The following is an 18,862-nucleotide window of genomic DNA, read 5'->3' on the forward strand; positions in this document are numbered from 1 at the left end:
AGAAACGACTTGGTATAGGGCTATTCTGTTCGTTATGGCCGCAATTTGTAAGCGGCTAGGTGTCCGTCTTCAAATCCTTTAGCGAAACCGGCATTATACCCGTTATTGAACGTTTGCCCAAGTTCCGCCTGCTCGTTCTCCTTTTGTGTAAACCGCTTTCGAAGCAGCGGTTTTCGGCGCTGCAGCGACTTTTTGACAATCGAATTTCTACGGAGCGTTCGCTTACGCGTCCCCTTTGCGCTGCTCTTCAAGCCCAGCGAGGCTTTCCTCTTATTGTTCAGCAATGGAATTGTCCCCCTGACCGTTGATCGCCATAGATTGTTAGCTGAGGCTGAAGCCAGGGCTTCACGGGTTTTCCTCTCCGTTTCACCCTTCTGCGCCAAGCAAGGCCCGTTGCCGCCTCTGCAATCGTTTCCTGCAGGTCGGTAAGCGAACGCACATTGTCGCGCAGAAGCTTTGCCGTATCCGGAGATTGATCAGCAACATCCGCGACACTCTCCAAAATACGGGCAAGCGCATGCTGGCTTCTGGCAAGCGAAGCTAAAAAGTCTGCTCTTGCCTCACGTTCCGTCGTTATTCCGCTCATTCGTTTTTATCACCAAAGGAAATGCCTTTGCCAAGCAGCGTTTCCCCTAACCCTTCCGTTTCTTCTTCATCCTGGCGCAGCACAGCTTTCATAATGGAAACGATGCCTTGGTTCAGCTTCGTAATGCCATCGATCATCTCAATGACCTGATCATGCATTTGCAACGACTGGTCCAGCTGGGACTGCTGCGAATTAAAGCTTTGGCCGTGCAAATGATTGCAGATCCAGTAACTCCTCTTCTCGGCTTCAGCAGCTTTGGCTTCTAACATGATCGCTATATTTTTTTGCATGTTAGCTGTTGAGCCAAGCATTCGCATATACGCGTGTTCGCGACTCATACCAAGCAATGCCTCCTTATACCCTCATCATTCTTCCCCGTCCGCTTCCTTCAACTCACGAATAACGAACGTAAGCTGCGCAGCAATCGTTTCCTGTAAATCCGCGATACTATTTAAATAAGCGATGATATTTTGCCCCATCGCCTGCGTATTTTCCAGCAGACCTGAATCGCCGCCGAAGCTGGGGTGCTCATCAGGAATCGATTGTACAATTTCCGAAAGCCGAACGGTCACATGACGCTCTTCCTCAAGTACCTTTGCTAGATGCTCATTGGATAAAGACATATGCCGCATCATTTCTGTAATCTTTTTTTGCATGGAACTCTCCCTCCTTGCTTCTATAGCATATGCGTCCCCAGCAGGCGAGGTACTCGATTATATACTACAAAGCTTGGAGCAGCTTTACAGGCGCAATGATTGGCAGGCCATCCGGTATGACGCTTAACTCCTCATCAGTAAGCTTCATTTGTCGATGAGCGTCCAATCCCCAACACTCGGCAGCAAGCCTGCTAATAATCGCACGTTTTCTGCCGTTTTCAAGATAATAGCTGCTTCCGTTGCTGTCCTCGCACAACATGCCGTCACGCAGCGCCTCATCCTCGCCCAAAAAACCTTTGAAAGCAGTCAGTGCCTCCGCAGGAACCGGCTCGCCCATTGCCCAGCGCCAAAGATCGAGCTGTGACAAGCAAATGACAGATTCTCCCCATTGCCCGTTAATCGGCCTTCTTACGCAATCCTCAATCCAATAGATCGTCTCGCCGAGACCTTTCACAGCCAAATGCTGCGGGTAAAAAGCCGACTCTCCCAGCTTCGCTCCGCTCTCCGCCGACATCCCCTTAAACCACTCATCCCGGCCATATGCAGACGCTTCCATATCAAATATTACGCTGTCGATTCCCCTCCACTTATTGGAAAAATAGAGGCTTGAATCCGGGTGCCCAGCTTGGCTCATTTGCCGCTCAACCCTCTCTTCCGCCTGCTCTGCAAAATAAACAAGAGCATCTCTCGCATAAACGAGTGAAGATCCTTGTAATTTCACCCGCAGGCCATAATCATCTGCATAATAAGGCGTTTCCTGACAGCCCTCATCCAAATATCCAACCCTCTCCAGCAGCTCGCGCCGAAACAGCAAACAGCAGCCCGACAGGCGATCTGTTTGATGCCATTTGGAGGAATCGCTTTTGTTGTTGACTCTTGCATATTCATGCTTATCTTCCAAATCATCAAAGTGAATCTCCATCCGCTGCTTTCCGCTTAGTCCATTTGATACAGGCCCTACCAATCCGATGCTATCATCGCTGTTCAAACATAAAAGTAAATTTTCGAGCCAGTTTTCGGTAGGCTGAATACGATTGTTCAGGAGCAATATGCTCGTTCCCTTAGCCATCATGAAACCTATATTCGCTGCGCCAGTGAAACCGATTGATTCAGGCAGAATCCGATATCGCACTTGGCCATCCAATTGATTTAAATAATGCTCGATCCCATCCGTGGAGCTATTATCAATAACGATGATCTCATAGGCGAGATCGGTATGGTCCATGATGCCTTCAATACATGCTTTCACCGACTCTACCTCGTTATCGCTCGGAATGATAATGCTAGTGCCTTCGAAATAAGCCTCATAGTTATCTAGGCCGGCCTTTAAACCTTGCTCATAACCTTTGCTGAGGCCAAGCCTATACCTCTCCAACCTTTTTTCCGCATTATTGCGCAAGCCAGCACTGCTTTTGAGACGTCGGACCGGCCTTTTTTTGCGTCTCATCGATAATCTCTCCAATCCATCATATGATCGTTCGGTTCAACATCATATCGTATGTAGGAATGCTATTTCTGTAACGGCGAGTATACAGCTTATACAGAAAACAATTTAATAGATTCCATTTTTTCGGAAAATAAAACAGCTGTCCTACAGGCCTTTTCAGACCTTGCCGGACAGCTGTTCTGTTGTGAATATTAGGCTTTGCCAATCGCAATCCAATTAATATTTCCTCTAGGCTCATGGCTGATCCGAGTACGAATAATGATGATCGCTGCTTTATCCGTTGCTTTCGAGTGAACGATCGCATAACAAGCCGGGTTGTCAGTCGTCACCGTAATGACGTATCGATTGTCCGCGAAAGGCTCATCAAACGGGACAATCAATTCGACTTGCTCCGCTTGCGGGGCAAAGCTATACGGCGTCAGACCGAATTGCTGCTTAACAACACCTTTGCCGGGTGACGTGATAACCGGCGCAAACCGCAGCGCTGAGAGCTCGATAGACTGCTCCTGGATATGTCTGCTTTCTATTGCTCCATCCGCCACATGCTCCGGTTGAATCGTTGCTAAGCCCAGCGAATATTCCGGCAGCAGACCGGCAGCAAGCTTATCCGCGGTAATGCTTCCCGGAGCGATTTGCTCCGTTCCTACGCTCAAGGCAGCCAGCTTCGATGAAGTTACGCTGCCTGCTAGCAGTTGATCCTCTCCCACGCTGCCGAGCGCCAGCTTCGACGAGCTTACGCTGCCTGCTAGCAGCTGATCCTCTCCTACGCTGCCGAGCGCCAGCTTCGACGAGGTTACGCTGCCCGCTGTCAGCTGCTCCGTTCCTACGCTCCCAAGCGCCAGCTTCGACGAGGTTACGCTGCCTGCTATCAGCTGATCCTCTCCTACGCTGCCGAGCGCCANCTTACGCTGCCTGCTAGCAGCTGATCCTCTCCTACGCTGCCGAGCGCCAGCTTCGACGAGGTTACGCTGCCCGCTGTCAGCTGCTCCGTTCCTACGCTCCCAAGCGCCAGCTTCGACGAGGTTACGCTGCCTGCTATCAGCTGATCCTCTCCTACGCTGCCGAGCGCCAGCTTCGATGAGGTTACGCTGCCTGCTAGCAGCTGTTCCTCCCCTACGCTGCCGAGCGCCAGCTTCGACGCCGTTACACTGCCTGCTAGCAGCTGATCCTCTCCTACGCTGCCGAGCGCCAGCTTAGACGCCGTTACGCTGCCCGCTAGCAGCTGATCCTCTCCTACGCTGCCCGCTGTCAGCTGCTCCGTTCCTACGCTGCCGAGCGCCAGCTTCGACGAGGTTACGCTGCCCGTTGACAGCTGCTCCGAGCCTACGCTGCCATGCGCCAGCTTCGATGAGGTTACGCTTGCCGCTGATAGATGCTCTGATCCTACACTGCCATTCGCCAGCTTCGAGGATGTAACGCTCTCGGCTGATAGATGTTCGGTTTCTACGCTGCCAATTGCCAGCTTCAAGGAAGTTACGCTCTCGTCTGCTAGCTGCCCCTCTCCTACGCTGCCGAGTGCCAGCTTCGACGCCGTTACGCTCTCGTCTGCCAGCTGCCCCTCTCCTATGCTGCCGAGCGCCAGCTTCGACGCCGTTACGCTCTCGTCTGCCAGCTGCCCCTCTCCTATGCTGCCGAGCGCCAGCTTCGACGCCGTTACGCTCTCGTCTGCCAGCTGCCCCTCTCCTATGCTGCCGAGCGCCAGCTTCGACGCCGTTACGCTCTCGTCTGCCAGCTGCCCCTCTCCTATGCTGCCGAGCGCCAGCTTCGACGCCGTTACGCTCTCGTCTGCCAGCTGCCCCTCTCCTATGCTGCCGAGCGCCAGCTTCGACGCCGTTACGCTCTCGTCTGCCAGCTGCCCCTCTCCTATGCTGCCGAGCGCCAGCTTCGACGCCGTTACGCTCTCGTCTGCCAGCTGCCCCTCTCCTATGCTGCCGAGCGCCAGCTTCGACGCCGTTACGCTCTCGTCTGCCAGCTGCCCCTCTCCTATGCTGCCGAGCGCCAGCTTCGACGCCGTTACGCTCTCGTCTGCCAGCTGCCCCTCTCCTATGCTGCCGAGCGCCAGCTTCGACGCCGTTACGCTCTCGTCTGCCAGCTGCCCCTCTCCTATGCTGCCGAGCGCCAGCTTCGACGCCGTTACGCTCTCGTCTGCCAGCTGCCCCTCTCCTATGCTGCCGAGCGCCAGCTTCGACGCCGTTACGCTGCCCGCTGTCAGCTGCTCCGTTCCTATACTCCCCGGCGCCAACTTCGACGAGGTCACGCTGCCCGCTGTCAGCTGCTCCGTTCCTACACTTCCCGGCGCCAACTTCGATGCGGTCACGCTCTCCGCTAATAAATGCTCCGTTCCTACGCTGCCAAGCGCCAGCTTCGACGCCGTTACGCTCTCCGCTGTTAGATGCTCCGTTCCTACGCTGCCAAGCGCCAGCTTCGACGCCGTTACGCTCTCCGCTGTTAGATGCTCCTCTCCTACGCTGCCGAGCGCCAGCTTCGACGCCGTTACGCTGCCCGTAAATAGCTGATCCGCCCCTACGCTGCCAAGCGCCAGCTTCGACGCCGTTACACTTCCCTCAGAGAGCTGCTCCTCTCCTACGCTGCCGAGCGCCAGCTTCGACGCCGTTACGCTTCCCTCAGAGAGCTGCTCCTCTCCTACGCTGCCGAGCGCCAGCTTCGATGAGGTTACGCTCCCATCAGAGAGTTGTTTCTCTCCTACGCTGCCGAACGATAGCTTCGACGAGGTTACGCTTCCCTCAGAGAGCTGTTCCTCTCCTACGCTTCCGAGCGCCAGCTTCGACGAGGTCACACTCCCCTTAGAGAGCTGTTCCTCTCCTACGCTTCCGAGCGCCAGCTTCGACGAGGTTACGCTTCCCTCAGAGAGTTTTTCCTCTCCTACGCTTCCGAGCGCCAGTTTCGACGAAGTTACGCTTCCCTCAGTAAGCTGTTCCTCTCCTACGCTGCCATGCGCCAGCTTTGACGTTGTTACACTTCCCGTAAATAGCTGATCCGTCCCAACGCTGCCGAGCGCCAGCTTCGATGAAGTTACGCTTCCCGCAGTCAGTTGGTCCGTGCCTACGCTCCCACTCGCCAGCTTCGCGGATGTCACGCTGCCAGGCGCCAGCTGTTCAGTACCTACGCTTTCGGAACATAACTTCTCTGCCGTCACGCTGTCATCCGTAAGCTGCTCCGTGCCTACACTGGCCTCCGCCAGCTTCGAGATCGTTACGCTCCCCGCCGCGAGCTGCTCTGCTCCAATGCTGCCAAGCGCCAGCTTCGCTGTCGTTATACTGCGATCTGCCAGCTGCTCTGCTCCAACGCTGCCGTCTGCAAGCCTTGATGACGTTACGCTTCCTTCTGACAACTGCTCCGTGCCTACGCTGCTAAACGCCAGCTTCGACGATGTGACGCTGCCATCGGCGATTTGCTCCGATCCAACTGCGCCTGCTTCGATTTGATTCGTGCCGATGGCATCAGCCGCAAGCTTCTCGCGAGTAACAGCTCCGTCATTCAACTGCTCCGTTCTTACGCTGTTAACCGATAATTGCTTGCTGCCGACAGTCCCTTGCTTAAGCTTATTACCGCCGATCAAATCATCCGCTATTTTATCGAAAGAAAGCACATCGCTCGCCAAATGGGCAATCGTAATCGTGCCTTTCCGGATATGGTAGCCTTGAATCGTATCCGACTTCAAATGTTTGCCCGCCAGCGACTCCAGCTGCACATGCTCGCTCGATACCGAATCCTGCGCAAGCTTCACTCTCGTCACCGATTCATCCTGAAGCGCTTGCTCCCCAATACTGCCTTTTGTCAAATGAACCGAATAGATCGAATCGGGCTGGAGCTGCTTGGCGCTGATCGATAGATGGGCAATTTTCGCTGAGGTGATGGCGCCATCCGCGATATGGTCCGTACCAACAGCGCCGCAGCCAAGCGCTTCCGCTCCAACGGATCCGTTTTGCAGCTGCTTAGAACCGACGCTGCCCTCTGCGAGCTTATCGGATGATATGGAGTCAACCGCCAAATGGGCGCCGTGCACGCTGCTCTCCCCTAGATGAATGCCGAGGACGGACGCGCTCCCCAAATGGCGGCTATGCACGGCTTCATCTGCGATTTGCTTCGACTGCACAGCGCCAAAGGCAAGCTTAGCTCCTGTGATGGCCCCATCCTGCAGCGGATCCGTTCCTATCGATTTCTCAGCGAGATGGCTGGCTCCGATTGCCCCTTCTTCGATATGGAACGAGCGAATGGAGTCCGGCTGGATATGCTGCGATGCTACCGATTTGATCGCAAGATGACTGGACAATATCGCGTGCGGCAAAAGCTTGGCGCTCGTAACGCTGCCATCAGCAAGCTTTTCGGTCGAGACGCTTAGATCCGTCAGCTTATCGGTCGTGACCGACTCCGGCGAGAGCTTGAGCGAGTTCACGACATGATCGGCTAGATGATGAGAAAATACGGCGCCTGGCGCGATAAAACGCTCCGTCACAGCACCAAGCGCGAGCTTATTGCTTGTAACAGCACCATCCTGCAGCTTCAGTGTATCGACCGAATCAACCGCTAAGTGGCGGCTTGCTATAATCGCTTGCTTCAGATGCTCGCCTTTTATGGCTTCATGACTAATCGCTTCACCGGTTACGGAGCCCGGCGAGAAATGGAATCCTCGAAGCGATTCAGGCGCCAGCTTCTGAAAGGTAACCGCCTCATCTTGCAAATGCCTGGATTCAACCGAGCCATTAGCGAGAATCGAACCATCGACAGCATTCTCTGTGAGCTTGCTTCTTGAAACGGATTCATCCGCTAGCTGCGACATGCCAACTGCCTCAAAGCCGATATGCTCTTCTCGAACCGCTTGAGCCGCAAGCTTATCTTCGTTGATAATTCCATTTTGCAAATGCGCCCTTAAGACAGCTTTCGGAGCGATATGCCTAGCTGTTATCGATTCACCCGTTATATGTGCTTGCGATATTTGATCAACGGCTATCTTCTCGGAGGTGATGCTCCCGACTCCCAAATGACGGTTTTGCACCGAATCATTGGCCAGCTTTTGTGCGTTCACGCTTTGATCGGACAGCTTTGATAACGTAATCGAATGATCGACTAGCTTAATGGTCGAAACCGATTGATCCGCCAGCTTAGCCGAATTGACCGATTGATCGGCTAGATGCTCACTTGTTATTTGTCCGCTTGCGACGTGTGCGCTTAGAATGGCTGCTGCCTGCAAGTGAGATGAAGACACCGCTTCGTCCGCCAATTGCTCGGCTTCGACCGCCTTTGCCTGCAGCTCCCTTGTTCCGACTGCGCCCTCTGCCAAATGCTCTGCTGTGATTTCGCTCGGGGCCAAATGCTTTCCCTGAATGATACCAACCGCAATGTGATCTGCAAGCAATACGCCAGGCTTCAAATGCTCGGAATCAATCGACTCCGCTGCTATCTTCTCGCTCGTAACGGCTGCATCCCGCAGCTTCGAGTGCGTTACCGCGCCATCGGCGAGCTTGGAATTATTAATGCTCTCATTCGCCAAATTGTCCGGACGGATCGCTCCGCTTTTAATTTTTTCCGCTGTAACCGACTGATCTGCCAGCAGCTCTGAGGTAATCAGAAACGACTTTAAATGCCTGGATTCAATCGAGCCTTCGGCAATTTTATCCGAACTGATCATGCGGTCATCCAGCTTCTCCGATGTGATGCTGCCATTTTGAAGCTTATTGCCGGAAATCGATTGATCCAAAATTTTATCGCCGGAGATCGAATGGTTGGCCAGATGCCCCCCCGTAATCGATTCGTTTGCGATTTTGGCTGAATTGACCGCCCCATCCTCCAGATGAATGCTCTGAACCGCATAATCGGCAAGCGCGCTTGCTTGCACGCTGCCTGCCGCCAGCTTGCTGCTATCGATCGCCCCAGGCGCGATTTTCTCCGCCGTAACGGACAAGTCAACCAAATCATCTGTATAAATAAAAGCGAGCGGACCCTCCGGCTCCTTCTTTTCCTCCACTTTCTCCAGCTTCTCTTCCAAGGTAATGGGTTGAATCTGTTCAACCAGCTCAACCAGCTCTTCGGTATGCTGCTCCTCTTCCTGCTCGATCGATTCAGGCTCAGCGTCAGCTTGATCAAGTACGGGCGCAACGGCATTGATGCTTACTTCCGGCTCCAAATCCTCCGTTATCTCCAACGATGCTTTGGCCGCCTCTACTGCGGCAACCTTCTTCTTATTCAGCTCATCCAGCCACTTTAACTCGGAAGTATGCGGATTATCAACATAAAAAAGCGGCTTTCGCCCCTTCGGGCTTTTCCCTTTACTGCTTTTAGTCATAGTCCTCTCCTTCTTCCACCAGAAATGTCATAGGTAATATATGCACATACCCATGGGCTGGCTACTGGCAGCGAAGACAAATCTCCGTATTTGGCAATCCGCATGCAAAAACCGCGGGAGCGTGCTGCTCTCCGCGGTTTTGAATAGGCTGTTCGATTATTTGGATTTGGACAGCAAATATAGGAAATAGGGAGCTCCGATAACGGCTACTACGATGCCGGTCGGGATTTCATTGGGCTGGAATGCCCATCTGGCCAGCGTATCCGCCACGATGACAAGCAGCGCTCCAACAAATGCCGACGCTGGAAGCAATACTTGATGCTGAGGACCAACCAGCCGCCGAGCCAAGTGGGGAGCAATCAGCCCCACGAAGCCGATGCCGCCGCCGACAGCTACGCAAGAGCCGGCAAGGCCCACTGAAGCTGCAAGCAGCCAAGCTCTTTCCTTATTCACCTGAGCGCCGAGCCCTACCGCCAATTGATCGCCAAGGTTGAGCGCATTGAGCGCTTTCGCCTTATACAGCACGAATGGAAAAATAACGATCAGCCAGGGCAGCAGTGCCAGCACATATTTCCAGTTCGTTCCCCAAATGCTTCCTGCCATCCATGTGGCAAAAAACTGATATTTCTCCGGCGTAAGGCGCAAAATCAATATTTGCATCGTTGCGCTAATGCCCGCCGCCACAGCAATACCAACGAGAATCATCCGGGTTGGCAACAATCCGCGGTGCCGCTTATATGAAAGCACAAAAATGATCAATGCCGTCATCGATGCGCCAAGCAAAGCGAGAAAAGGCATCAAGAAGATAGAGCCTTTCTCCGTTGGCGGATAAAATGAAATGAACAAAATAACGGCAAGTCCAGCGCCTGCGTTAATGCCAAGCAGCCCTGGATCCGCTAACGGATTGCGTGACAACCCTTGGATTATACAACCCGATACGGCGAATCCGGCTCCAATTAATATCGAAATGACAATTCGCGGCAAGCGAAAATCAAACAAAATAAGCTCCTGCTTGGCTGTGCCCCCGCCAAACAGCGTTTTAAATACGTCTAGCGGAGCCAGCCGAATGAAGCCCGTGTTCATGCTAATGATAAAAGAAATAACAATTAGCCCGCCTAGCACCGTCATGACGAGAATAGCGCGTTTTCTTCTGCGCTTCTCCGTTGCATTAATAAATAAAGTATCCACGCTTATTCCCCCTTCATTTTAGTTACAAGATAAAGGAAGAATGGAACGCCGATTACCGCGATAATGATACCGATTGCCACTTCCTGTGGCGGATTGACCATACGCCCGCCAATATCCGCAAGAACCATGAGCAGACTGCCGAGAACAGCCGAGCAAGGGATAATCCATCTATAATCCACGCCAACGAGAAAACGTGAAATATGAGGAATGATTAAACCCACGAAGCCAATCGAGCCTACGGCAGATACAGCCGTACCGGCGAGCAGCAAGACGATGATTACGCCTCCCGCCTTTACCCAGCCCGTTCTTTGGCCAAGCCCTGCCGCAACGTCATCGCCCAAGCTGAGCAGCGTGATCGAGCGGGACAACGCAATGGCGCCAAGCAAACCGCCGATTACCCATGGGGAAACAATTTGGATTTGCACCCATTTTGTGCCGGCTACGCCGCCTGCATACCAGAAAGCCAAATCTTGGCCGATTTTAAAATAAAGCGCGATGCCTTCCGTAATCGCAAGCAGCAAAGCGCCTACTGCAGCCCCTGCCAGCGTAAGTCGAACGGGCGTTAAGCCGCCTTTTGCCAAAGAGCCGATTCCATATACAAGCCCCATCGAAACAGCAGCGCCAGCAAAACATATAAACATGAGCCCTAAATACGAAACCGATGGGAAAAATGCAAAGCAAACCGCAAGCATGAAGCCTGCTCCCGCATTGATACCGAGCAAGCTCGAATCCGCTAACGGATTGCGAGTCATTCCTTGCATGACAGAGCCTGCGACAGCAAAAGCTGCGCCTACAAGCGCAGCCGCAAGCGCGCGCGGCATCCGAAGCTCTTTAATAATTTGATGCTGAATTTCATTGGCATTAAAGTGGAATACCGCATCCCATACGGTGGACAGGCTTATGTCCGCCGCTCCAACCGAAATCGATAAAGCAAGCGACAAGATGAGCGCAGCAATGCCGCCAAACAAAATAATGGTGGCCACTAGAGGCCGAGTACGCAGCTTTGTGCCTGCCAGCGCTTTCGCATTTGGAGAAGACATCTTCTAACTACCCTTCTGTATGTATACTTTTGTTGAACTATTAAGAATAAGCTTGTTGTGCAGCTAGCTTTATAACGTAGCACAGTTTTATGGCATAAAAAAAAATCCGCCGTACTGATAACGATTCTCGTTTTCAATATAGCAGACTTTTTATGAGATTTCAATGAAATAATTAAGTCGATTTCTAGCGATTTTCAGCCATTTTAGTTCAGGCAAACACTCTTCCCCTGCTCGCAGGAGCCGTAAAACGGTGTGGAGCAAAGCTGCTGATCGTTAATCCCGGCTGCTTTTCCTCTAGCAAATCTGCTACGGTATGTGCCGTGATCGGACTTAGCAATATGCCATTGCGATAATGCCCGGCAGCCATGATGACCTCCGGCATGCCCTCAATGTTTCCAAGCAGCGGCAGCCCGTCTCGGGTTGCCGGGCGCAAGCCTGCCCAGCTATGGGCGGTTTGCCTGCCTTCAAGAAAAGGAAACAGCCGATTGCTGCTGCGAATGAGGCGGCCAATTCCCCGCTCCGTCACACTTGTCGCAAAACCGGCGACATCCTCGGAAGCGCCGCATACGAGCCGCGCATTGTTTTTGCCGACCCAATACGCCTGGCTGGAAAATACCATATGGCGAACCTCGTCTGCCTGATGCTCAAAGGAGCATATTTGCCCGCGAATCGGATGAATCGGAATGCTGAGACCAAACCACTTCTCGTAAGCACCCGACCAAGCTCCCGCGCTTACGACTAACCGGTCGGCGTGAAGGACGCTTGCTAAACGCTCTGCCCGAACAGATACTCCGCCGCTTGGATGAACAAGCACCTCTTCCATTTCCCCGGCGTGTGCATAAATGGTAACCCCTAGCTTTAGACAAGCAGCAGCCAGTGCCAAGACCAGCTTCGGCGCGTACACGTGGCTCTCTTGCTGCGTGTAGATGCCGGCAACCGCCGAATGCGACACCATCGGCTCCAGCGTCCGCAGCTGAGCCGCGTCGATGAGCTCCGCTTTAGCGCCCCATTCGTTTTGCCACTGCAATCTGGATGCAATTGGGAGCGCATCCGCTTCGTGCATGAACACATTAATGCTTCCGCTTTGCACCCATTCAGCCGATAAGCCCGACAGCTCCTCGACAGCCTTGATCCATTCCGGATAACAACGAAGGCTGCTTAAACATAAATGAAAGAAAGCGTCGGGCTGCTCCGTATTTTCCGAGAAAGGAGCAAGCATGCCGGCAGCCGCGCCCGATGCTTGGCCGCCTAGCTCATTAGGCTCTATGAGCGTTACATTCATCCCTCTTCTCGCCGCTTCAAACGCACAGGACAAGCCGATAATGCCGCCGCCCAGTATAATTACGGATTGAGGCATTACATTTCTCCTCCACTGCCTGCTGTTTCAAACAAGGAGCCCGCCAAGTCGCTGCTTGCTGACGCGTAACGTTTCTTCGGGATGCGGCCGGCAAGCCTCGCAAGACGCCCAGCTTCAATTGCAAGCCGGAAGGCGCGGGCCATCATGACCGGGTCCTGCGCCTTCGCGATCGGCGTATTGGCTAATATGCCGTCGGCTCCCAGCTCCATCGCCTCCGCTGCGTCCCGTGCTGAGCCGATGCCGGCATCTATAATAACAGGGACGCTCGAATCCTCGGCAATTAGTCCCAAATTGTAAGGGTTCAGCAGGCCGAGGCCGCTTCCGATTGGCGAGCCGCCAGGCATGATCGCCGAAGCTCCAGCCTGCTCTAATCTACGGCACAAGATCGGATCGTCCGATGTATAGGGGAGCACGATAAAACCTTCGTTAGCCAGCTGCTCCGTAGCGCGAAGCGTCTCAACCGGATCAGGCAGCAAAGTACGGTGGTCGCCGCTGATTTCTACCTTTATCCAGTTTCCAAGCCCCGCTTCACGCGCCAATCGCGCAATACGCACAGCCTCTTCCGCCGTTCTTGCCCCTGACGTATTCGGCAAATATTTGATCGGCCTGTCCTCGAAATGCTGCAGCACCGAATCGTCCTCGACGTTTTCTAGGTTAACCCTTCTTACTGCAAACGTAATAACCTCCGAGCCTGAAGCCTCAAGCGCCTGCTGAAGAATCGCGGGACTTGGAAATCGCCCCGTACCGAACAAAAACCGCGACCCCAGCACATGACCGCCAATGACGAGCGGATCCTTATCTACCCAATCACTCAACCTGCTCAGCCTCCTCCGACAAAATGCACCAGCTCAATGGAAGCGCCGCTTTGCAGCTCAGTCTCTGCCCATAGCGCTCGCTGCACGATTGTGCCATTCAGCTCGATAACAAGCTTTTTATTTTGCTGTCCTAATTGCGCGATAAGCTCCTCGACCGTTCCGGCGCTTGACCGTTCTTTCCGCCCATTGATAATCAGCGTCTTCCGCTCCATCTTTTGCACGGGAGCAAGCTCACGGACAGCCGCCTCAAGCTTCTCCAGAAAAGCTCTGCATACGCCGGCCGGGTCAGCATCGCCTACAATCGCCGATACGGCGCATATGCGCCTCGCCCCCGCAGCAAGCACGCTATCCACATTGCCTAATGTAATGCCGCCTATCGCAACAAACGGAATCGTGATATGACGTGCCGCCTCCGTTACATAGCTGGTAGTGACAGCGGCGCGGCCCGGCTTCGTATCCGTTGGGAACACGGGACCGACTCCGATGTAATCAGCGCCGTCACGCTCAGCCTTTATAGCTTGCTGCAAGTTGTGAGTCGAAATGCCGATAATGCGGTCCGGTCCAAGCAAGGCTCTCGCATCTGCAATTGGCATATCCTCTTGCCCAAGGTGGACGCCGTCAGCATCCGTCTCAAGCACGATATCCGGATAATCGTTAATGATGAAAGGGACGTTGTATTTGCGCGTCAATATACGCAGTGCCTTCGCTTGCTCCAGCACTTCCTCCCTGGCTCCCGTCTTATTTCGAAGCTGCACGATCTCCGCCCCGCCGATCAATGCCTGCTCCATTACCTCAACAACGGATTTCCCCGGATGATTGTTTTCCGCCGTAATGGCGTACAGACGAAAACCTCTCCAATCAGGCCTGCTCATTTACTTGCACCTCTCTCTATCGTCAGAATCATCGAATTTAGTCTAGTAAATAGGCATGGCATAACGAAATAGCATGCACCGCATCCGCCGTGCCTTGCACAAGCACTCGCCCATCCGAAAAGAGGATCATCTGCTCGCCGCTTTGGAGAGCCGCCTTCACTAAATAGCGATTAACGGTCAGCTTGCAGCCTTGTGCCTCTAATGATTTCTCTAATATCGCCAATTGCAGCGGCTTGCCTAACGTCACTTGGACCGTATCTCTTCCGCATAACACGGTAGAGCCAATCGCACTCTCATTCTGACTATCGGTTTCGAGTATTGCCTTGGCGCCTCTTGCCGCTTCCTGCCCTGTGCCGCAATACCGGCAGTGCGCGCTGCCGGCGGGCAGCTTCGATTCCCTAAGCCGGAACGACCATAGATCGACGCTCAGCCAAGTCTGGCGTACGGCTCCTTGATTGCCGGAGAGCCATTTGATCGCCTCGCCCGCTTGCAGCGCAGCTACGAATTCAACGGCTGGCGCCAGTACGCCTACCGTATCGCAAGTATCTGCCTCGTTCTCCGAATCCTCTGCGCCGATCAGGCAGCGGAGGCATGAGGTCGATTCAGGAACTAACGTTGCCTGCATCCCCTGTGCCCCTGCCACGCCGCCATATACAAACGGAATGCGCTGCTTAAAGCATATATCGCTGAGCAGAAGCCGAGTCGCTGCATTGTCCGTGCCATCAAGCACCAGATGTACGCCGCTCGCTAACGCTTCGATATTAGAAACATTCACGTCAGCAACTGTCGCTTCAATGTTCACGCTGCTGTTAATACGGCGCAGCTTATTGGCTGCGGCAACCGCCTTGGGCAGGACGGCAAGCGCATCCGCTTCGTCAAACAGCATTTGGCGCTGCAAATTGCTTGGCTCGACGAAATCCCGGTCGACCAGCCTGACTTCGCCTACGCCCGCCCGAACCATATGCTGCGCAAGCGATGCGCCAAGCGCGCCGGTGCCGACAATGAGCACCGACGATTCGGCCAGCTTGCGCTGACCTTCCTCGCCGATTGCCGCAAATCTCGTTTGCCTGGAATAACGGTCCGAAAAAACCGGATCAGCCGCATCAGCCATAAATCATGCTCCCTGCCGCTTTGAACGCTTCCGACTTCTCCTTCATTCCCGCTTCAATCGCATCCGTCGTTTCCATCCCGTTCTGCGCTGCATACTCCCTGATGTCTTGCGTAATGCGCATGCTGCAAAACTTAGGGCCGCACATCGAACAGAAATGCGCTGATTTTGCCGCATCTGCCGGGAGCGTCTCATCGTGGTACGCCATAGCGCGCTCGGGATCAAGCGAGAGATGGAACTGGTCGCGCCAGCGGAACTCGAAACGCGCTTTGGACAACGCGTCGTCACGCAGCTTCGCCCTCGGATGCCCCTTCGCCAAATCGGCCGCGTGGGCAGCGATTTTATACGTAATGACGCCTTCCTTCACGTCCTCCTTATTCGGAAGACCTAGATGCTCCTTCGGGGTTACGTAGCATAACATAGCGGTACCGAACCAGCCGATCATTGCAGCTCCAATTGCCGAGGTGATATGGTCATAACCCGGCGCAATATCGGTCGTAAGCGGCCCCAGCGTATAGAAAGGAGCTTCATCGCAAACCTCTAATTGCCGGTCCATATTTTCTTTGATCAAATGCATAGGCACATGGCCCGGGCCTTCGATCATAACCTGCACGTCGTGCTTCCATGCGATTTTCGTAAGCTCGCCAAGCGTATCCAGCTCGGCAAATTGCGCCGCATCGTTCGCATCGGCAATCGAGCCTGGCCGCAGTCCGTCTCCAAGCGAGAACGACACATCATAAGCCTTCATAATCTCGCAAATCTCTTCAAAATGCGTATACAGGAAGTTCTCCTTATGATGTGCCAGGCACCATGCCGCCATAATCGAGCCGCCCCGCGAGACTATACCGGTAACCCGCTTCGCCGTGAGCGGTATGTAACGCAATAGCACACCCGCATGTATCGTAAAATAATCGACACCCTGCTCCGCTTGCTCGATCAGCGTATCGCGGAACACTTCCCAGCTTAAATCCTCCGCTTTGCCGTTTACCTTCTCCAGCGCTTGATAGATCGGTACCGTTCCGACCGGAACCGGCGAATTACGGACGATCCACTCCCGCGTCGTATGAATGTTTTTGCCCGTGGACAGATCCATGATCGTGTCGGCTCCCCACCGAGTCGCCCAAGTCATCTTCTCGACTTCCTCCTCGATGGAGGACGCAACAGCGGAATTGCCGATATTCGCATTGATTTTAACGTGAAAATGACGACCGATAATCATCGGCTCGCTCTCCGGATGATTGATGTTTGTCGGGATGATCGCGCGCCCAGCCGCAATCTCGCTGCGAACAAACTCAGCGTCCATCCCCTCGCGAATCGCGATGTATTCCATCTCTGAGGTAATGATGCCCTTCCGGGCGTAATGAAGCTGCGTAACATTATGTCCCGCTTTTGCCCGCAGCGGTTGTCTAACTAAGCCAGGAAACCGCTCAGCGCCTCGCTGGTTTGCCTTATCTTCCGTCATAAAACCGTTATCCTCGGGTTTTATATCTCTCCCCTCGTAATGCTCCACATCGCCGCGCCCGTTGATCCATTCGCTGCGAAAGGAAGGCAAGCCGCGCCGCACATCCGTTTCATAGCTTTCATCGGTATAAGGACCGCTCGCGTCATAGACCCGTATCGGCTCGTTCGGCTGCTCTTCGCCATTTCTTCCCGTGCTCGCCTCAAGCGCGATTTCCCTCATCGGCACACGGATGCTCTCTTTCGAGCCTGTAACATATACTTTACGGCTGCCCGGCAGGGGCGTGGTCATAATCGCCATAACAAAAAACCTCCTAATGGAATATGTAGAATTCCGCCTGGAGGCATGCGCAAGCATATAAGAAAGTTTGAAGCACCGCTATTTCCGCGCACGTATAGTCGCTACGTGTACGGCAATCGCTGGAGCGTGGCTGAACGGTTCGCACCCTCGCTTGGCGAGATTCGGCGCAGTCCGTTCAACATCAAAAAAACCGCTCCAGCGAGGGAGCGGTCGAAGTGTGCCGTCATACGCGCAACATCAAAAGAGAGTTTCCCCCATCGTGACGAAGCTTTGAAAGTTCTCCGTTTCAGCAGTCATTCCAGCTGACAACGGCAGAGCTTTCACGCGCAGTTGCATAAACGCACAATCCCACTTTCCTACGCTGGCATAACCCAGATCAGGTTCAAAGGGACCAAAGCAATTCGCTTTATCTCAGCCATGACGGCGCCCCTAGTGGATTTCCTTGTTTGACTATAACGTTAAGAGAAGAAGGGTGTCAACCCTCTATTTGCTATCTCCTTGCAAAATAGGACCAGCTACATGCCGCTTTCCTTCAGCAGCTTCACCCAGCGATCCGCCGTATGGCGCCATGTAAATGTCTGCTCGACGCGCTCTCTGCTGCGCTTGCCCAGCCTTTGGCGCAGCTGTTTATCCCGCAGCAGCAGCTGCAGCTTCTCGCGCAGCTCCGATTCGACCCGGGCTTGATTAACTAGATACCCCGTCTCGCCGTTGCGAATAATTTCCTTCATTCCGCCCGCTCGCGTTGCAACGACAGGAACGCCGCATGACATCGCCTCTACATTGACAAGACCAAAGGCTTCGCGCTGCCCGGACGGAACGACCGCTACATCGGCTACGAGCATCCAGCCCGGTACTTCATTATGCGGCACGTAGGGCACAAACCGAACATGGCCCGGGCATTTGCGTCCCAGACTCTCGAGCTTGCGCGCATACGCCGTCTTGCGATGGGAGCCATAAAACGGGCTTCCGACGATGACCACAACAAGCTCTGGATGGCTTTTCGCTAGCTGCGGCACAATATTCAGCAGATGGTGTACGCCTTTCAGCGGAATGAGTCTTCCCATGAACAGCACCACTTTTTTGTCGGTCAGCCCTCTTTTTTTCCGCAGCGCTTCCCTCTTTGCAGCGCCTGCGGCAGAGTATTGCGACGGGAAACGTACCGTATCCACGCCTGGATAAATAACCCGCAGCTTAGATGCAACCTCTGGCACTTTGGATACGACGACTCGCCTAATAAACTCGCTGTTCACGATGATTTTATCTGCGGCCTGCAAGCATTGATGCAGCTTCGCAGGTGATATATGATTCGGAGAAATAAAAGTAGAGGAATGCAAATAAAGCCAGACGCGTTTGCCTGGATTCATTTGCTTCATCGTCAGCACGAATTGGGGACGGTTCTCCACATCAATGACATGGGGAGAAAACCGTTTTACCGCACGGCCAACTTCATGAATATATCGCTGCTTGCTGGCGGCTGAAAACCTCTCGCAAACAACACCTTTAAACTGTCCCAGGCGCGGCAGGCTTCTGCTTAGTTTCCCATAAATGCGCGGCTCTGCGTAAGGCATCAGCAGCGGTGCAAACTTCTCAACCACCCGCTCAACAGAGCTGCTTCCTGAGGACGGAATGGGGAACGAGCCAGGGGTAACAATCGCTACTTTGATTGGTGCCATCTCATCGGATGCCTCCTACATGATCTGCTTATTTTGCAGTATCATACGCTCCCGGAA

The 18,862-nt window shown here is 53.8% G+C and carries 15 protein-coding genes and 1 riboswitch; of the genes, 1 reads left to right on the plus strand and 14 read right to left on the minus strand.

Translation table 11 applies throughout. The annotated features are described in order from the left end of the window. Positions 1-32: 32 nt before the first annotated feature. From A7975_RS14240 to thiC, 13 genes are all read right to left on the minus strand, one after another. On the minus strand, positions 33-284 hold the full coding sequence (locus A7975_RS14240; RefSeq protein ID WP_065385529.1) for a hypothetical protein: 252 nt from the start codon (positions 282-284) through the stop codon (positions 33-35). Then, positions 278-586, minus strand: coding sequence for a hypothetical protein (locus A7975_RS14245; RefSeq protein WP_053377296.1), 309 nt, complete (start codon positions 584-586; stop codon positions 278-280). The genes A7975_RS14240 and A7975_RS14245 overlap by 7 nt, the downstream gene beginning before the upstream one ends. Continuing rightward, a complete protein-coding gene (locus tag A7975_RS14250) occupies positions 583-924 on the minus strand; it encodes an alpha-helical endospore appendage domain-containing protein (RefSeq protein ID WP_065385530.1) in 342 nt (113 codons plus the stop codon). The genes A7975_RS14245 and A7975_RS14250 overlap by 4 nt, the downstream gene beginning before the upstream one ends. Before the next feature lie 27 nt (positions 925-951). Continuing rightward, positions 952-1,242, minus strand: a complete 291-nt coding sequence (locus tag A7975_RS14255; RefSeq protein ID WP_053377298.1) for a hypothetical protein — start codon at positions 1,240-1,242, stop codon at positions 952-954. Between the two features lie 64 nt (positions 1,243-1,306). Continuing rightward, complete coding sequence (locus tag A7975_RS14260; protein WP_065385531.1) at positions 1,307-2,689, minus strand: glycosyltransferase family 2 protein; 1,383 nt, start codon at positions 2,687-2,689, stop codon at positions 1,307-1,309. A gap of 191 nt (positions 2,690-2,880) precedes the next feature. Further along, entirely contained in the window at positions 2,881-3,396 is a 516-nt protein-coding gene (locus A7975_RS35425; protein ID WP_065385532.1) for a WIAG-tail domain, read from the minus strand. 5,753 nt (positions 3,397-9,149) lie between these two features. Continuing rightward, a complete protein-coding gene (locus A7975_RS14275; RefSeq protein WP_082198260.1) occupies positions 9,150-10,121 on the minus strand; it encodes a FecCD family ABC transporter permease in 972 nt (323 codons plus the stop codon). A gap of 62 nt (positions 10,122-10,183) precedes the next feature. Continuing rightward, entirely contained in the window at positions 10,184-11,221 is a 1,038-nt protein-coding gene (locus tag A7975_RS14280) for a FecCD family ABC transporter permease (RefSeq protein WP_053377302.1), read from the minus strand. Positions 11,222-11,429: 208 nt separating this feature from the next. Next, positions 11,430-12,578 carry a glycine oxidase ThiO gene (gene thiO, locus A7975_RS14285; RefSeq protein ID WP_053377303.1) on the minus strand — a complete coding sequence of 383 codons (1,149 nt, stop codon included), beginning with the start codon at positions 12,576-12,578 and terminating at the stop codon, positions 11,430-11,432. Then, entirely contained in the window at positions 12,578-13,393 is an 816-nt protein-coding gene (locus A7975_RS14290; protein ID WP_053377304.1) for a thiazole synthase, read from the minus strand. Before A7975_RS14290 ends, thiO begins: the two co-directional genes overlap by 1 nt. Positions 13,394-13,398: 5 nt before the next feature. Next, on the minus strand, positions 13,399-14,265 hold the full coding sequence (thiE, locus tag A7975_RS14295; RefSeq protein ID WP_065385535.1) for a thiamine phosphate synthase: 867 nt from the start codon (positions 14,263-14,265) through the stop codon (positions 13,399-13,401). A 37-nt stretch (positions 14,266-14,302) separates the two neighbouring features. Continuing rightward, positions 14,303-15,376, minus strand: a complete 1,074-nt coding sequence (locus tag A7975_RS14300) for a ThiF family adenylyltransferase (RefSeq protein ID WP_065385536.1) — start codon at positions 15,374-15,376, stop codon at positions 14,303-14,305. After that, on the minus strand, positions 15,369-17,132 hold the full coding sequence (gene thiC / locus A7975_RS14305; RefSeq protein WP_141680299.1) for a phosphomethylpyrimidine synthase ThiC: 1,764 nt from the start codon (positions 17,130-17,132) through the stop codon (positions 15,369-15,371). Before thiC ends, A7975_RS14300 begins: the two co-directional genes overlap by 8 nt. 45 nt (positions 17,133-17,177) lie before the next feature. Between thiC and A7975_RS33675 the strand changes: the two genes are divergently transcribed. Next, positions 17,178-17,438 carry a hypothetical protein gene (locus A7975_RS33675; protein ID WP_141680300.1) on the plus strand — a complete coding sequence of 87 codons (261 nt, stop codon included), beginning with the start codon at positions 17,178-17,180 and terminating at the stop codon, positions 17,436-17,438. Positions 17,439-17,468: 30 nt separating this feature from the next. Further along, positions 17,469-17,573: riboswitch (TPP riboswitch) on the minus strand. 74 nt (positions 17,574-17,647) lie between these two features. Here the strand turns inward: A7975_RS33675 and A7975_RS14310 are convergent. Further along, complete coding sequence (locus tag A7975_RS14310; RefSeq protein WP_053377308.1) at positions 17,648-18,805, minus strand: glycosyltransferase family 4 protein; 1,158 nt, start codon at positions 18,803-18,805, stop codon at positions 17,648-17,650. Positions 18,806-18,862 lie beyond the last annotated feature (57 nt).

The sequence above is a fragment of the Bacillus sp. FJAT-26390 genome (genome assembly GCF_001682865.1).
Taxonomy (GTDB): Bacteria; Bacillota; Bacilli; order Paenibacillales; family Paenibacillaceae; genus Pristimantibacillus.

What these genes read in the sequence shown, in the direction of transcription:
- A7975_RS14245 (WP_053377296.1), bottom strand. Translation starts at nt 586, where the DNA reads ATGAGCGGAATAACGACGGAACGTGAGGCAAGAGCAGACTTTTTAGCT.
- A7975_RS14250 (WP_065385530.1), bottom strand. Translation starts at nt 924, where the DNA reads ATGAGTCGCGAACACGCGTATATGCGAATGCTTGGCTCAACAGCTAAC.
- A7975_RS14255 (WP_053377298.1), bottom strand. Translation starts at nt 1,242, where the DNA reads ATGCAAAAAAAGATTACAGAAATGATGCGGCATATGTCTTTATCCAAT.
- A7975_RS14260 (WP_065385531.1), bottom strand. Translation starts at nt 2,689, where the DNA reads ATGAGACGCAAAAAAAGGCCGGTCCGACGTCTCAAAAGCAGTGCTGGC.
- A7975_RS14275 (WP_082198260.1), bottom strand. Translation starts at nt 10,121, where the DNA reads ATGACGGTGCTAGGCGGGCTAATTGTTATTTCTTTTATCATTAGCATG.
- A7975_RS14280 (WP_053377302.1), bottom strand. Translation starts at nt 11,221, where the DNA reads ATGTCTTCTCCAAATGCGAAAGCGCTGGCAGGCACAAAGCTGCGTACT.
- thiO (WP_053377303.1), bottom strand. Translation starts at nt 12,578, where the DNA reads ATGCCTCAATCCGTAATTATACTGGGCGGCGGCATTATCGGCTTGTCC.
- thiE (WP_065385535.1), bottom strand. Translation starts at nt 14,265, where the DNA reads ATGAGCAGGCCTGATTGGAGAGGTTTTCGTCTGTACGCCATTACGGCG.
- A7975_RS14300 (WP_065385536.1), bottom strand. Translation starts at nt 15,376, where the DNA reads ATGGCTGATGCGGCTGATCCGGTTTTTTCGGACCGTTATTCCAGGCAA.
- thiC (WP_141680299.1), bottom strand. Translation starts at nt 17,132, where the DNA reads ATGGCGATTATGACCACGCCCCTGCCGGGCAGCCGTAAAGTATATGTT.
- A7975_RS33675 (WP_141680300.1), top strand. Translation starts at nt 17,178, where the DNA reads ATGCGCAAGCATATAAGAAAGTTTGAAGCACCGCTATTTCCGCGCACG.
- A7975_RS14310 (WP_053377308.1), bottom strand. Translation starts at nt 18,805, where the DNA reads ATGGCACCAATCAAAGTAGCGATTGTTACCCCTGGCTCGTTCCCCATT.